Annotated in this window: 13 protein-coding genes and 1 pseudogene; 11 read left to right on the plus strand and 3 right to left on the minus strand. The window is 49.1% G+C overall.

Annotated features, from left to right (window positions below):
• Window positions 1–227: 227 nt before the first annotated feature.
• Both ACYP03_RS00930 and ACYP03_RS00935 read left to right on the plus strand, forming a co-directional pair.
• Window positions 228–3,023, plus strand: coding sequence for a hypothetical protein (locus tag ACYP03_RS00930; RefSeq protein WP_459778139.1), 2,796 nt, complete (start codon window positions 228–230; stop codon window positions 3,021–3,023).
• 169 nt (window positions 3,024–3,192) lie between these two features.
• Window positions 3,193–3,894: a hypothetical protein gene (locus ACYP03_RS00935; RefSeq protein WP_459778140.1), complete on the plus strand. Its 702-nt coding sequence runs from the start codon at window positions 3,193–3,195 to the stop codon at window positions 3,892–3,894.
• 101 nt (window positions 3,895–3,995) lie between these two features.
• Here the strand turns inward: ACYP03_RS00935 and ACYP03_RS00940 are convergent, their stop codons facing one another.
• Window positions 3,996–4,577: a TetR/AcrR family transcriptional regulator gene (locus tag ACYP03_RS00940; protein WP_248143683.1), complete on the minus strand. Its 582-nt coding sequence runs from the start codon at window positions 4,575–4,577 to the stop codon at window positions 3,996–3,998.
• Window positions 4,578–4,711: 134 nt separating this feature from the next.
• Between ACYP03_RS00940 and ACYP03_RS00945 the strand changes: the two genes are divergently transcribed.
• Window positions 4,712–5,752, plus strand: a complete 1,041-nt coding sequence (locus tag ACYP03_RS00945) for an alkene reductase (RefSeq protein ID WP_459778141.1) — start codon at window positions 4,712–4,714, stop codon at window positions 5,750–5,752.
• A 238-nt stretch (window positions 5,753–5,990) separates the two neighbouring features.
• Window positions 5,991–7,295, plus strand: coding sequence for a winged helix-turn-helix domain-containing protein (locus ACYP03_RS00950; RefSeq protein WP_459778142.1), 1,305 nt, complete (start codon window positions 5,991–5,993; stop codon window positions 7,293–7,295).
• A gap of 53 nt (window positions 7,296–7,348) precedes the next feature.
• On the opposite strand, the gene ACYP03_RS00955 is transcribed toward ACYP03_RS00950, so the two are convergent.
• A complete protein-coding gene (locus ACYP03_RS00955; protein WP_248143688.1) occupies window positions 7,349–7,681 on the minus strand; it encodes a PBPRA1643 family SWIM/SEC-C metal-binding motif protein in 333 nt (110 codons plus the stop codon).
• Between the two features lie 176 nt (window positions 7,682–7,857).
• The gene (locus tag ACYP03_RS00960) at window positions 7,858–8,586 is read right to left on the minus strand and encodes an SDR family NAD(P)-dependent oxidoreductase (protein ID WP_459778144.1); all 729 of its coding nucleotides are present in this window, start codon (window positions 8,584–8,586) and stop codon (window positions 7,858–7,860) included.
• A 122-nt stretch (window positions 8,587–8,708) separates the two neighbouring features.
• Between ACYP03_RS00960 and ACYP03_RS00965 the strand changes: the two genes are divergently transcribed.
• From ACYP03_RS00965 to ACYP03_RS00995, 7 genes and pseudogenes are all read left to right on the plus strand, one after another.
• Window positions 8,709–9,623, plus strand: coding sequence for a LysR family transcriptional regulator (locus tag ACYP03_RS00965; RefSeq protein WP_459778145.1), 915 nt, complete (start codon window positions 8,709–8,711; stop codon window positions 9,621–9,623).
• Between the two features lie 108 nt (window positions 9,624–9,731).
• Complete coding sequence (locus ACYP03_RS00970; protein WP_330960734.1) at window positions 9,732–10,568, plus strand: hypothetical protein; 837 nt, start codon at window positions 9,732–9,734, stop codon at window positions 10,566–10,568.
• Between the two features lie 120 nt (window positions 10,569–10,688).
• Window positions 10,689–10,881 (plus strand): annotated as a pseudogene (locus ACYP03_RS00975) (YkvA family protein); the annotation flags it as partial.
• A 219-nt stretch (window positions 10,882–11,100) separates the two neighbouring features.
• Window positions 11,101–11,703 (plus strand): glutathione S-transferase family protein, encoded by a 603-nt coding sequence (locus ACYP03_RS00980; protein ID WP_459778147.1) that lies wholly within the window; start codon window positions 11,101–11,103, stop codon window positions 11,701–11,703.
• 354 nt (window positions 11,704–12,057) lie between these two features.
• Window positions 12,058–13,107 carry a selenide, water dikinase SelD gene (gene selD / locus ACYP03_RS00985; RefSeq protein ID WP_459778149.1) on the plus strand — a complete coding sequence of 350 codons (1,050 nt, stop codon included), beginning with the start codon at window positions 12,058–12,060 and terminating at the stop codon, window positions 13,105–13,107.
• Window positions 13,104–13,874 (plus strand): sulfite exporter TauE/SafE family protein, encoded by a 771-nt coding sequence (locus ACYP03_RS00990; protein WP_459778151.1) that lies wholly within the window; start codon window positions 13,104–13,106, stop codon window positions 13,872–13,874. The genes selD and ACYP03_RS00990 overlap by 4 nt, the downstream gene beginning before the upstream one ends.
• Window positions 13,875–13,895: 21 nt before the next feature.
• Window positions 13,896–15,041, plus strand: coding sequence for a cysteine desulfurase family protein (locus ACYP03_RS00995; RefSeq protein WP_459778153.1), 1,146 nt, complete (start codon window positions 13,896–13,898; stop codon window positions 15,039–15,041).
• Window positions 15,042–15,051: the final 10 nt, after the last annotated feature.

A 15,051-nucleotide genomic window follows, 5' to 3' on the forward strand; every position in this document is an offset into this window, starting at 1 on the left:
AAATCGGTTGTTCACTCTTGGTATGGAGATCGAATAAAAAAAACTTTGAGGTCAGTGAGTCATTTGAAATAAGCAAATTCAGTTATGCTCGTGCTGACTCAGAAATTTAGTGCATGCGCCGTTTTGTTTGGGGAGGAGGGGAGTGCTGTCAGATGGATGACGAACTTGCCTTTTCTGTGATCGGATTGAGCGCATCAGCGACAAAAAGAAATAAGCCGGAACAAAGCATGAATCATTTTTTTCACTCGAATATTGAAACCGAAAGCGGGAAGCCAGGACTCATTTATATCGATCCGGAGCAAGGGGCCCCACGTATTTATTCAGTTCTTCCGAAAGAGAATGAACCGGGATTGAGTCTGAATTGGGCGACGGCCCTGATGAAAGCCAAAGGCATGACAACACTGACCGATTATTTCAGTGCTGAGCCCGGGTACGAACACAGCCGTATTGCCTGCGATCTCAATGGCTGTTTATATCTGCTGGATGAGAAGCATCAGAAGGCAGAATTCATTCATCACTATGGCATCGATTATACCCAGGCGGTGATGTTGTCTGACGGGCGAACACTGGCTGTGATGTATGAATCCAAAGCGACATACAGCTTTCGTGTTGAACTGTGGCAATTTGTGGACGCTCAATTGTGTCGTTCTGCTCCGATTGAACTGGATTGGGGGACTGACGACGATGATGAGGATGAAGCAGAGGAAGTCTATCTGGAACCCGCTTACGATATTCGCTTTGATGACCAGCTTTTCGCAGGGCCGGATAACAGTCTGATTCTTTATGCCTGCCGTGAGTCCTGGTTTTCCGATCAAATAAATCGCCCGCTGCAATACCTGATGCGCATTGATCTGGATGTGTCGTGCCGGAAAGCCAGCATTCGTACCCAGCAGCTCGAAATATCGCCGAAGAAATGGCAAGCCGAGCACACCACGATTGCAATTGATAAAAAACGAGGCCTGCTGGCGATGCCCAGCACGGTAATTCAGGCGGATGATCTTCAGAACGCAGGGCAGCAGAACTATCTGCACGCTGTGAACCTCATTGATTTAAACCGGATGCCACGGGCTGGTGAACCGCGATTACCTGTTCAGGAACTCACGGTCCGGGTACCGGTGCGTGTCTTTACACAGGCAGAGCTGGGTGAGCGAATTCAGCCTGATAATCATCGTCAGGTGTCTCAATTTATCAACCGGATGTCCGGCTTACAGATGAGTGAGTCGGAAGATGCGCTCTGGATTTGCTGGCAGGATGGTGCCGTCCGTAAAGTGGCACTGGACGGCCAATGGCGTTCGCCCATTCTGGCCGTCGCAGATCAAGACAATCCGGAGCGGATCCGTCAATCGGGCGGTGGAGACTATTTGCTTCGTCCGCCTGTGTCTGCATCGCACCCTCAGATACTGATAGGGAGCTGGCATTCTCTGCATACGCTGAACCTGACGACAGAACAGCTGGCCGCTTTATCTCTGGAAAGTCCGGGGGCTGCGCTGGAAACATGGTCTGCCGTACAGGAAGAAAAATGTTATTGGGGTGAAGACTGGTCCCGGCCTGAAAATCAAAATGATGACCAGAAATATCAACTGGCGATGCTGGGGAAACAAAAGGTGTGGGTTTCAGATTTTCAATCTGAGCAAGCGCTGGGGACGGCGCTGCACCGATTGTCTCTGAAATGTACTGAAATAGAAACATTGTGCACCGGCAATTATCTGATGTTTGCGTTTACGGATGGTCACACGGTCTGGGACGAAGAAAAGTTCTTCAGGACCGTGATTCAGCTCCCCAATGTTTCCAGCGCAGAATGGATGGCAGATATCCTGAACAGCTTTATTGGTTACGATGGGTCGGATTACTGTTTTGGTGAAAATGATAAGCCTGCGCTCGCGGGCTGTGCGCTGCATCTGGGGTTATCCGACAGCCGTTGGCTGCCGCTCATCAGTCGCTATTTGAATGCGATTGACCCCGATCATGAAGCGTTTTTCGCTGGGGAAGGGGTGAACATACTTGCATCACGCCATGACAACAGTCCGGAATGGAAAAGCTTTTATCAGTCTTTACCAGACACAATGGCTTACCATGAAGACGATGATGATTATTTCGATCATGATGACATTGATGGAGCAGATGCGGATGAAGACAGCGAGGTCTGTCATCGTTCCGATGAAGCGATTCTCGCCAGTATTCCTGCTGAGTTGCTGGCGCAACTCGCCGAGAAAAAACAAGCGGCTAAAGCAGCCTATCAGCAGTTGTTAGACAGAATTAATCAGGCCGAAACGCAAGCGCAAATTGGAGTATTGCTGGACGAGTGGTTGCACGAAAGCCATAACGCAGAGATAGATCCGGAGATTGCCAGCTTTATTTACTGGTATCGGTTTGAGGAATGGTTTAAGACGAAAGAACACAAAGCACTGGAAGCTGAGATTGAAAGCTATTTTTCAGACCCGATGGACAGTTTTGTGATGTCGTTGAGTGATGATGACGATATCGATTTCGATCTGGATACTTATCTCGATGCCCTTTTTGAAAAAGCGGAGGCGCTGCAATGCTGGGAATTGCTGGCGCGTTATTTAAGACAGCAAATTCAATGGATCAAAGAAATCAATCATGGGGACGCCTTGTATGCAGAAGAACTGCCTTATGGCAACTATGCTGCGGAAGCCTTGTTGCGTCATGACGTAACAAGGTATGGCGCGCTGTATGTGGAGTTTCTCTCCACATTCCAATACTCTGTCCCGGAAGAAACCGTGGGGGAATTTCTGCGCGAGATCATCCCTGAACTGGGGATCACAACAGAGACTTACCCAATCATCCTAGCTCGCCTGACCTTCGCAGCAGACCAGCATGGCCGGGAAGATTTTGCCGACTGGTGTGAGACGCTGTCGATTCGCGACTGGTTATATGAGCACAATCTGGTTGAGTCGTTTGTGGCCGCTGTTCGGGCACATATCGAGCGGTATCATCATGACGAAGATGATGTGAAAGAAAGTGTGGATGAGATCCGGGAAATGCTGCAACTCGAATCATAACGGAATAGTAAAGGCCGTAATTGAAGCATTGAGTTCCGATGGTGGTTGCTGAAATATGAATAAAAATTAATTCAATTAGCAGGGCTTTGTCTTTCAGATTTGAACGATAAAGCCCTTTTTTGTTTGAGAAGCAATTTCTTTATGAACATAACGCTTTGTGATATTCCATATGTTACTATATGAGAAATTAATTTTTACTCTGTGTTTTGAAATCATGAATGCTGGAATTAACTATCTTTTTGTTGTGATATTCTCTTTAACTCTGGTTGGTTGTGAATCTTTCCGTAGTATAAAGTCAACACCTTATAACCCTCCTAAAACAGGTGCTATAGCCGAGGTTAAATTTCAGCAGTCTACCCCCTTCATCTATGGGACGACTGAAACAGGAATTGAACCTGATACTTCTCTGATGAGTGCAGCGATTCAATATGGCTTTGCTGATTTTAAAGTTTTTCAATACGATGACTCGCAGAAATGCACGGATTATCAAGAGTTGGTTTCGGATAGAAGACTGAGTGGCAAGACATTCATGATCAAAGCGGATGAGCTGGCTACTTTTCAATTAAGACCATTTGGTAATTTTAATAATCCTGATTTTTATTTGTACTGCCCAAATATTTTCACATTTACCCCAGAGGCAGGGAGAAGCTATATTGTAGAGTACGATCTGATAAAATCTGGCGGCCGAGCGTTCTCTTGCAGAGTACATGTCTTCGATGAGGAAAATCCAATGACGCCGGTGCAAGTCATCTCTAGGAGCAAGCCGATTCAGTGGACAAAAAATAGTCCTCAATGCGATAAAGATGACTTAGAGAATATGAAATTAAAACTATTATCAGCTGAGCGTTTTACATATGGCAATCAGATGTGAATATTTAGTGATTTGATAGAAAAAACTGAACTTCGTTTGATCATGAGATAATTCAATTGCTGAATCGATGGCCATTTTTTCAATGGCCATCAGGTCAACTCTTAATTTCCCTGAATGTTCCTCATCAATTCCGCACTGAGCTCACGCAGTACACCGGGAGCCGGGCGGGTATGGGAAAACGCCCGGATGCCGTATATTCCCATCACGAGAAAACGAGCCAGCTGTTCGGCACTGCGTGATGTGGTGATTTCTCCCTCGCGAAGTGCCTGTTCAAACTGGGCGGTGAACAGGTTTTCCCATGATCGGAGCATGGTGCTGATGATGCACTCGATCTCTTCATCCTGTTGTGCTAGCTCACTGAGGGCTTTCTGCAGCAGGCAATCTTTGATGTTTTCCTGCTCGCATTCCGTCACCATTTGATCCAGGTAAGCCGTAATGCCAGCCATGACCGTCGGTTGATGGTCAAACAAGGCTTGAAAGGCCTGACCCCGCTCAGACTGGTATTGCTCCAGTGCCGCCATCAGCAATCCGCGTTTATTCGTAAACGCACAATAGATAGAGCCCGGATGAAGCCCGGTTGCCTGCTTCAGATCCTGCATGCTGGTTTTGCTGTAACCCTTTGCAATAAAAGCATCCATTGCTGAATGTAACACCGCTTCGCGGTCAAATTCGGCACTTCGCATCAATTCACTCTGTATCCTTAAAACCTGCAGGGATTTTAGCTGAACTTGAACACGCATTCAAAAAATACTTGAACGATTATTCAAGTTAGACTAATTTGAATGGGCATTCAAATTACAAACAAGGTGTACAGCGCATGGAAAATTTGTTTCAGCCGGTAGAACTGAATGGTTCTATCACACTCAAAAACCGCATTCTGATGGCGCCCCTGACCCGTTGCATGGCAGATGATGCACTGGTGCCGACTCAGGCGATGGTCGATTATTACGCGCGCCGTGCAGATACCGGATTGATTATTTCTGAAGCAACGATTATTCGTCCGGATGGGCAGGGCTATCCGAATACGCCTGGATTGTATACCCTGGAACAAATCGCGGGCTGGCGGAAAGTCACCGATAAGGTTCATGACAACTGCGGTAAAATCTTTGCCCAGTTATGGCATACCGGCCGGGTTGCGCATCCGCATTTCTTCGGCGGTGAGGACGTGCTGGCCCCTTCGGCATTGGGCGTTGAAGGCTCAGTACCCCGTATGCGTGAACTGAATTACGTTGTACCGAAAGCTGTGACCAGAGAAGAGATTGAAGAACTGGTTGCTGATTATGCTCAGGCTGCAATTAATGCATTGGAAGCGGGCTTTGACGGGGTTGAGATCCACGGTGCAAACGGCTACCTGATTGACCAGTTCCTGCATTTCAGCAGTAATATCCGTGAGGACGAATTTGGCGGCCATGCTGAGAATATGGCTCGTTTTCCGCTGGCTGTCGTCGATGCCGTGGTGGAAGCGATTGGTGAAGATCGGACCGCGCTGCGTCTGTCGCCTGGTGCTTATTTTAATATGACGCCGGATGCCCGCGACCGTGACGTGTTTGATTATCTGCTGGCCGAGCTGGAAAAACGTCACTTAGCTTATCTGCACGTAGGGATTTTTGACGATAACATGGCGTTTGATTATCTGGGCGGGACGGTTTCTCAGTATATGCGGGCGCATTACAGCCAGACGCTGGTTGGTGTGGGCGGTTTTACACCGGAAACCGGAAGTCAGGCGGTTTCAGAAGGTAAGTTTGACTTACTGGCGATTGGCCGTCCGCTGATTGCAAATCCGGATTATGTTGCCAAAGTCAAAGCTGGTGAAGCCTTGGTGGAGTATTCGGACACCATGCTGGCTGAGCTGGTTTAATTGCATCATTGACTGAGATAAACGGAAGGCTGCGGCCTTCCGTTTTTATTTGCAGAGCGGAATGACAAGCTGCCGCGATGCTGACTTGCTTCGACTGGATAATTGGTTTCCTGGCCTGTTTGGGGTGCCAGCAAGTGACATTGGCTCTGAAAAAGCGATACATTGTGTCAATTGATTCGGGCTGTCTTGCCGGGGTGATGCGAATGACACCCGCCACCAAGGCAGGGAAAGAAACCGGGTGGCTTCAGCGCTCTGGTTGCACCAAGAAGGCACTCATGTCATTGTTCAGGGAAAGATAACCGTGATTGAAATCAAACGCTCTCAGGATCTGGCGCGATTACGGCGCCTGGTTTTATCCGCGCAAGGCTTGCTTCATACCCAACCCTTTGGGCGAGGCATTCAGGGGGCACGCAAAGCGATCGATCATTTAGGTTATGTGCAGATAGACACCATTTCTGTGGTGGAACGGGCGCACCACCATGTTTTTCACGCCAGAGTGCCGAATTTCAAGCCGGACATGACGCATCAGCTGCTGCTGGACGGTGACATTTTTGAATACTGGACACATGCGGCTGCGTTTATCCCAATCCATGATTTTCGATTTTCCTTACCTTATAAACACGCAATTAAATCCGGCCAGACGCACTGGTATAAAGAACGTGATCACAAGCTCATGCATGAACTGCTGGCACGTATTCGTGCTGAAGGGCCGGTACGTTCCCGGGATGTGGAAAGCAATACACCCAAGCGAGCGGGATGGTGGGACTGGAAACCGGCCAAAAAGGCGCTGGAGCAGTTATACATGGAAGGTGACCTGATGGTCACTAACCGCGAAGGCTTCCAGAAAACGTACGATTTAACCGAGCGGGTGTTGCCGGCACACGTCAATACACAAATGCCCGGACCGGAGGCGTTCGCAGCGCACCTGCTGGAGCAGCAACTCCGTTGTCATGGTTTGGTTTCACTCAAAGGGCTGACCTATCAGCGGCGAATTCCCGGTCTTCGTCAAGCCATGAAGATACTGGTGAGTGAAAAGTTAGCATCCGGTGAATTAGAACAAGTCAGAATTAGCAGCGGTGATATGTTTGTTCTGGAAATCGGCGCACTGGAGCGTCCGATTCCCCGCCTGAACAACCGGATGCTGATCCTGTCGCCATTCGATAACAGTGTTATCCAGCGGGATCGGCTCAAAGCGCTGTTTCAATTCGACTATCAGATTGAATGCTATGTGCCCGCCGCCAGGCGTCAGTATGGTTATTTCTGCTTGCCGTTACTGTATCGCGGTGTATTCATTGGACGGATGGATTGTAAAGCGCATCGAAAAATCAGCCATCTGGAGATCAAATCACTGCATATTGAAAATCATCCCTTTGATGAAGAGCAGGTGATTGAGGCGTTTGCAGAGGCGCTCCGGCATTTCTGTCAATTTCAGGCTTGCAGTACGGTGTCTCTGACCGAAGCTCAGCCCCGGCATCTTGAAGGGCGTTTACAAAGTGTTCTGAAACTGCTGGACGAATATCAGGATATCGTGACAGGAACATGAGGAAGGAGAGCTGCCAGCAAGTTCATCTGGCAGCTTCAATGATGCAGTCTGGGTCAGCCGCAGCACTTTTTGTATTTTTTGCCGCTGCCGCACGAGCATGGGTCGTTGCGGTTTGGTGTTTTCTCAAACGTCACGGTGGCAGGTTTGTTCAGCAGGGTATCCAGCTCAACCGTATTTTCTTCCCGGGTCGCATCCACGACAATATTGGCCACAATTGCGTGTTCCGCAATGATTGCCTCAATTTCAGCTTTTCGCGCTTCAGTATTCACCACGACCGACACCGGGGCTTCTTCCGTACCTGCTTTGACGTTACGGTTGACGTTATAGCCTGACTGAGCATGGTTTTGCATCACGTCGATGCGGCCTTTGTAATAAAATTTGGACATGGGGACTCATCACTTGCTGGTATGACGTAACAGAGCGGCGATTATACGCAGAAATGGTTATTGATAAAGCAGGGATGAAACAAACACACCGAGAAAATAACCTCAGCGAATTGTTGCAGGGCAGCCTGAATGCCGCCCTTGTGTGTTGCTTTGTTTTCGTTATTTTTTGAAATGCGTTACAACCCATATCCGCCGTTGACTTCCAGGACGGCATTTCGCATTGCAAGCGACTGATCAGAAAGCAAAAATGAAATGGCTCCAATTTGGTCTTCTGCGGACATCACTCTGCCCAAAGCCGTGGTATGCATTGAACCGAATAACTCACTTTGCTGATCTGCCGTCATGCCCGCCTTTGATTGAATTTCTGTGGCAGTGACGCCCGGCCGGACGGAGTTAATCCGAATCCCGTCTGCAGCGAGTTCGAGATTGGCAACCAGGGCAATGGCTTCAAAAGCGGCTTTGCTTGCCGAATAGATCGCGGCGCTGGCAAATGCGTTGGTGACGGCAATGCTGGAAACAAAGACGACACTGGACGGATTGTTCAGGACCGGGTGAAGCTGTTGCAGTGTCATCCAGGGGCCTTTGGTATTGATGTTCATGGTCAGATCAAATGCTTCTTCCGTGGTGGACAGAACTGAGTCCGGATAAAAGACCCCAGCGTTCAGGACCAGCCCATCCAGGCGGATGTTGTCTGCCTGCAGTGTGGTTGCCAGTTGCTTGAGCTGGGCCGGATTGGCGCTGTCTGCAACATAGCCGTCACATCCCAGCGACTGTGTCACCTGATTGATTCTGTCCTGATTGCGGCCGGTAATGATCACGTGATGACCCGTTTTCACCAGATGCTCTGCCAGAGCTTTGCCAATCCCTGATGTACCACCGGTGATTAAAATCGTTTTGCCATTCATGGTGTTTTTCCTTTTCGTAACACATGCTTGAGTGATGCGAGGAGAATATCAGCTTGATTGGTTAACAATAAGGCACCAATATGGACACTTAATGGTGCTGAAAAAGAAACAAAGGAGCAGGGATGGACTTATCTTATCTCAACCTGCCGTTGCTGCATGTGTTTCACCGGGTGGCGGAACGCGGCAGTTTTCAGGCGGCAGCGAATGAGCTGAATTTACCCCGGTCATCGGTCAGCAAGAAGATCAGGCAACTGGAGGCGTTTGTGGGTCAGCCTCTGCTGCATCGTTCAACGCGTCAGCTTCATCTCACGGACGTGGGCCGAAATTTGCTACAGGGGACGGGGGATCTTCGCGCTGTGCTTTCAAATCTGCATGGCATTGTGGATGAAACCCGGGACTCGCCGAAAGGGCGGGTCAAAATTAGTGCCAGTATCCTGATGGGTCAGTGTTTTCTGGTGCCTGTCCTGAAAAAACTGCGCCAGACTTATCCGGACATTGTGATTGAACTGAGTCTGGATGATCAGACCGTCGATTTGCTGGAGCAGAATATCGATATTGCCATCCGGATTGGGCAACTGCCGGATTCTTCATTAATCGCCCGGAAGATCGGAGAAAAACGCTGGGGTTGGTTTGCCTCAGAAAACTATTTGGCTGAACGGGGGTATCCGGCGTCTCCGCAGGAACTGACGCAGCATGATTGCCTGGTGTTCGGCAATGCTTCCAGTACGTTTAATTTCTGGCCTTTCCAGGATAAGGACGGGCAGACGGAAACGCTTGAAGTGATTCCGGCCATTCAGACAGATAACAGCCGGGTGCTGGTGGATATGGCCTGTGATGGCCTCGGCATTGTGATGGTGGACCCCGGATTCATCCAGAAGGAATGTCAGTCGGGGCAGCTTGTTCCGGTACTCACGGACTGGCGACATCCGGAAAGGAGCCCGATTCATCTGGTCTGTATCGGTGAGCGGACCAAGGCTTCGCAGGCGGTGTGGCAGTTTTTGCTGGAGCATTGGCAGCGCACCGGGGAAATCGGGTAGACGCATCGGATCGCTGCGTCAAAAGGTGCAGGATTATCCGTGTCATCAAATCAATCCACCCGATACGTTATTGTATTGCATTATCCGGAATAAAAAGGACGGGAAGCCTTGGACAGTCAGACAATCAAGCTGATATTGACATCAACGGTGGTGTCCGCACTCGTGGGCGGATTGGTGACATTGCTGTCTCAGCAAAGGTTATTAGCCAGGAAAGCTCAGCTCGACTACGAATTTGAAGCAAAGAAGCGGTTGTATGAAGCCGTTGGCCCATTGCGGTTTCAGTTGTTACTGGCGGTCAGGGATGTGGTTCGCCGGTTTCACGCGCATCATGGCACCAACTGGAATATGGATCCGAATGAATATTACGTGAAAAGCTGTATATACCGGATCCTGGCACCTTTAGCGGTCGGGCAACTGATTGAAAGGCAGATGAGTCTGGTTGATTTTGCGGTAGACAAAGAAGCAATCAGTCTGCTTTCTTTCGTGACGGCAGCGGAAAGGATGCTCACTGGCAGCGATATTGTCCTCAATCACCCTGATCTGGACTGGTCTTCTCAAACCCAGCACCTGTTCAGAGATAATCTCCGGTCAGCGGCGGATAAGCTGATTGTTTCGGAGCCCGGCAAACCGGAGCGGGTGATGTCCTTTGCGGAATTTGATCAACAATATGACCTGCTGAAAACAGAGTCTCTGCGAGGTTTGGTCCGGATATTTGAGCATTGTCAGCATTCATTAACCGAAAATCCAATCTTCTGGGTGCGGATGATTGGCTATACCCGGGTCTGTTCCATGCATCTTCAATCCAGATCAGCCGCGAATCTGGGATTTAATGCGCGAGAAATTCCGGTTGATGAAATGATTATGGCAACCCGGGATCCTCATTTTATGTCTCAATTAAATCTGTTCCGGCATTGTCTGAAGGGGATGTTGAATGACGGCATTTAAAGGGTTGCATGTGCCCTGCGACTTAATTTTCACACGTCGTACTGAACAATGAATCGCAAGCCAATGAATCGCAAACTGCAATGGCAGCAATGGGCGGCGGCATTAAAACAAAATACCTATGCGCTGTATTTAGCTTCGCGGGATCAGCGCGTGCCTTGGCTGGCAAAAGTGCTGATTGCCGTGGTGGTTGCTTACGCACTGAGCCCAATTGATCTGATCCCGGACTTTATTCCCGTTCTGGGTTATCTGGACGACCTTCTGTTGTTACCGATTGGGATCTGGCTGGCGATTCGGCTGATCCCCAAAGATGTCTGGCGAGAATGCCAGCAGCAGGCCGAAGAAACGTTCGCTGCATTGCCGAAAAGCCGACGGGCCGCAGTGGTTGTGATGGTGATCTGGGGACTCCTGTTTGCGGGGCTGGCTGTTTTATGCTGGCCGTTCATTGAGGAAAATCTGAGCCGATCATAATCCAGGCATCAGTCAGCTTAAAGCGGTGACGAACCGGTAAAAGAATTCGCGGAATAAGGATATTATGGAAGTCATACTCTACAGTGCGGAAGGCTCAAACAGCGCTGCACGGGTTGAATGGGTACTCAACTACAAAGCTGTGCCTTATACACGCGTTGAAGTGACAGGAGAGGCACTGAAAACAAGTTATTTGCAGGTGAATCCGTTCGGTTATGTGCCCTGTCTGTCCATTGAAGGGCATCTGGTGTCTGAATCGATGGCTATTATCGAATGTCTTGAAGAGCTCTTTCCGCAGCCCAGTGTGCTGGGATGTTCTGTTTTCGGCAGAGCCGCGGTGCGTGAAGTGTGCGAGTATGTGAATTCAAGTATCCATTCACCGCAAAACCGAACCGTCCTGAACACATTCCGTCCTGAACTCTCCGGGCAAGCGAAACGCGAACTCCGGGGCCAGTGGATCTCGGCCTGTCTTCACACGTTGATGAAGAAGCTGTGCCAAACTTCTTCCTTTGCCGTTGGCAGGCAATTTTCGATTGCTGATATTTTTGTTGCTTCTATTTATAAAAAGGCGCTGCAGCATGGTGCTGCCGCGATCCCTTTTTATGACCGGCATTTAGACTGGTTACGACAGGATGAACAGATTGCAACAGCAGAACCCGTTGCGATGTGATGCGCTGACGTCGCAAGATTTCTTAATTTCACGGAAGCACCGGTTTGAAAGTGTGCTTTTTATGTGACTGACCGCAATAAAAAGGAAAGTGACTTGTTTGTTACTTTCCTTTTTTTATGGCTGATTTCTTCATGGGGTCTCTCAGAGAAATGAGACTGGGTGCGGTCGATTCATCTATTAATGAGTTATCTATCATAAGTTATTGTTTTTATTGTCACTTGCTGTCACTAGGCTGACACCTTTGTGAAATAAAAGTGTCATAAACCCGGTGTAAATTTTCCGACGCAAATTTGTCATTATTCTGAAAATAATTTGTAACGTGAAACAATATAAATAAAAAATGGAGCGTCTGAAATGTCAGTCTGTAATTTATTGGACTTTTCTGAATCTGGTGGCTGCGGATGTAAAATCCCGCCTCAGATGCTGACTAATATTCTAAAAACAACACAAAAGAAAAATACCGTTAAAAATGAAGATATATTATTAGGGTTTGAAACCTCTGATGACTGTGCCATTTATAACTTCGGTGGTAAAAAGCTATTATTTTCAACTGACTTTTTTAGTTCAACCGTCAGTTCTCCTTATTTGTTCGGAAAAATTGCAGCGGCAAATGCACTGAGTGATATTTATGCGACGGGAGGCCGTCCTTTAATTGTGAACTCTATTCTGGCATTTCCGCCGGATGATATCCCGATGCCGTACATTGAAAAAATGATCGAGGGTGCACAGGAAGTGATGGCGGAATGCGGGGCAACTGTGGTTGGCGGCCATACTATTAAAAATGCGCAGCCGTTATATGGGTTTGCCGTGATTGGTGAGGCTGAGGATGCGCACATCCGGCAGAATAATACCCCCCGAAATCATGACCTGGTGATTATCACCAAACCATTGGGGATTGGCATTATTTCAAATGCCCTGAAGGCGGGACGCCTGCTTGAAGAAGAGCTGCCTGAGTCAACGCTTGAAATTATGAGCCGGGTGAACCGGATTGGTTACTCGCTGGCTCAGTATCACGGGGTCAGTGCGATGACCGATATTACCGGTTTTGGCCTCGCGGGACATTTGAGCGAGCTGGTGGAAAATACCGGGTTTAACGTCAACATCGACGGAAATGCGGTGCCTGTTATTGAGGGGGTGGAAGCACTGAGCCTGGCGGTGACTAAGAACCCGAGCGGTGCTTATAACAATATCAGCCGTTATGCCCGGTTCATGAAATATGAAGCCGATATCAGCGATGAGCTTCGTCTGATTCTGCACGATCCACAGACGAACGGCGGATTATTATTTACCGTCGACGAGGAAAGCTATCGGGAACATATTCTGCCGTTGTTTGAAGCGGAACAGTCTGAACATTATGTGATTGGGACAATCAGCGAAGGACAAGGGCAGATCATCGTCAAATGAGTCAGGAAATTATCGTTGGCCTGTTAGGGATCATCACAGGCAGTCTGTCGGGTTTACTGGGTATCGGTGGCGGCATTTTGCTGGCACCCTTACTGATTATTTGCATGCCTTGGCTGAACGGAATGGCACTGCCGATGGTCACCATTACCGGATTGACGGTTGCACAGAGCTTCTTTGGCTCCGTCAGTGCACTGTTTCATCACTCCAAATATCAGCAACGGGATAAAAATCTGATTTTCCGTTTCGGCGTACCCATGGGCGTCGCCAGCCTGGCGGTTTCTTTATTCACGTTTCATTTATCCGACGAGGTAATTTTAATCACGTTCTCTATGCTGGCGATCAGTTCAGTTGTGATTACCACCTTAGGCCCGGATTTCTGGAGAAAGTGGCTGGGTGAAATCAGACTGGATTCCGTGGTCCTGCCGGTTATTGGCCTGTTGCTCGGGTTTACTTGCGGGATTGTCGGCCAGGGCGGCGGCTTTATTTATCTGCCGGTGATGATTGCCATATTTGGCTGCCTTCCCAAGCTGGCAATTGCAACAGCGCCTGTGATCGGGATTATTTCTTCTTTCTCGTTATTTTTCGGACGTGCGGCTTCGGACACCCTGGACTGGACGCTCTGCGGCTATCTGGTGGCTGGTATATTCGTCGGCGCAAAAGTCGGCAGCTACCTGTATTTCCGTCTGAATGAAAAGGTACTTGCACGCTGCGTGAATATTTTCGTGCTGCTGAGTTCTATCAAAATTATGTCGATGGCTATCGGCTGATCAGAATCGATTGGTGGAAAAATGATTAATGCGGATGTAAGCGGGTCTGACTGGATCAAGCCCGAGGTTTTTGATTACCTGAAAAAGCAGTTTTCAGAAAAACGTTTTGGTAATCCGAACTCGAATCATTTTATCGGAAACAGATTGTTTCAGGATATTGAGATGGCGAGGGGAACGTTGTGTGGTTTGTTGTCCTGTGACAGCAACCAGCTGATCTTTAATGGTGGTGCAACCGAAGGGATCAGAAATGTGTTTTACAGTTTCTTTGAGCACCACAATTATCAGGATGCAGTGATTCTGCATTCGCCCTATGAGCATTCTGCGACGCTGGAAAACATTCGTTACTGTCGCTCGAAAGGTGCAGAGTGTATCGCCCTCGCGCATGAACAAAATGGGCTGCTGGATATGGCCGGGTTGCAGGCTGCACTGAAAGACTGCCAGGGGAAAGCTGTTCTGGTAGCGGTGATGGCTGCGCATAATGAAACGGGGGTAATCCAGGACTATCAGCAGATTGCTGAATTGTGCCACGCATTTGATGCGGAATATCTGTGTGATACGACGCAACTGATTGGCAAGCAGTCGTTTGATTTTGAGCGAAGCGAGGTGGATTACGCTGTCGCTTCCGGTCATAAGTTTGGTGCTTTACCCGGCACCGGATTTCTGCTGGTGAAAAATTCCTGGCATTTCAGCCCGCTTTTGCTGGGCGGCGGACAGGAATCCAGCCTGCGGGCGGGCACCCAGAATTATCTGGGCATTGCTTCTATGGCCATTGCTTTGCCGCTCGCGCATCAACGGATGGCGAACCAGGCGGAAGTCACCGCTGCACAGCGACACTTTGAACAGGCGCTGAAGCACCACTTTCCCGGAACGGTCATTATCGGAGAAGCGGCACCGCGTGTTCCGGGGCTGACTTTCTGCGCCGTTGGCGGCGTCAGCCGGGAAGCTTTGCAGGCGGTTCTGGAAGATGCCCGCATCATGGTGTCGTCCGGCTCGGCTTGCTCAGACCGGAAATCAGCCTTGTCGAAAGTGGCAACCGGGCTGGGGTACAGCGATGATGTGGCAAAAAATACTCTGCGTTTCAGTTTGGGGTACTCCGGGACGGAAGCAATCTACGCCAGTCTGGCAGAAACGCTCCGGCGTGTTGAGCCTAAAGCGCTGGTCGCCTGATGTTCACGGA

This window comes from Photobacterium sp. R1 (assembly GCF_054600795.1).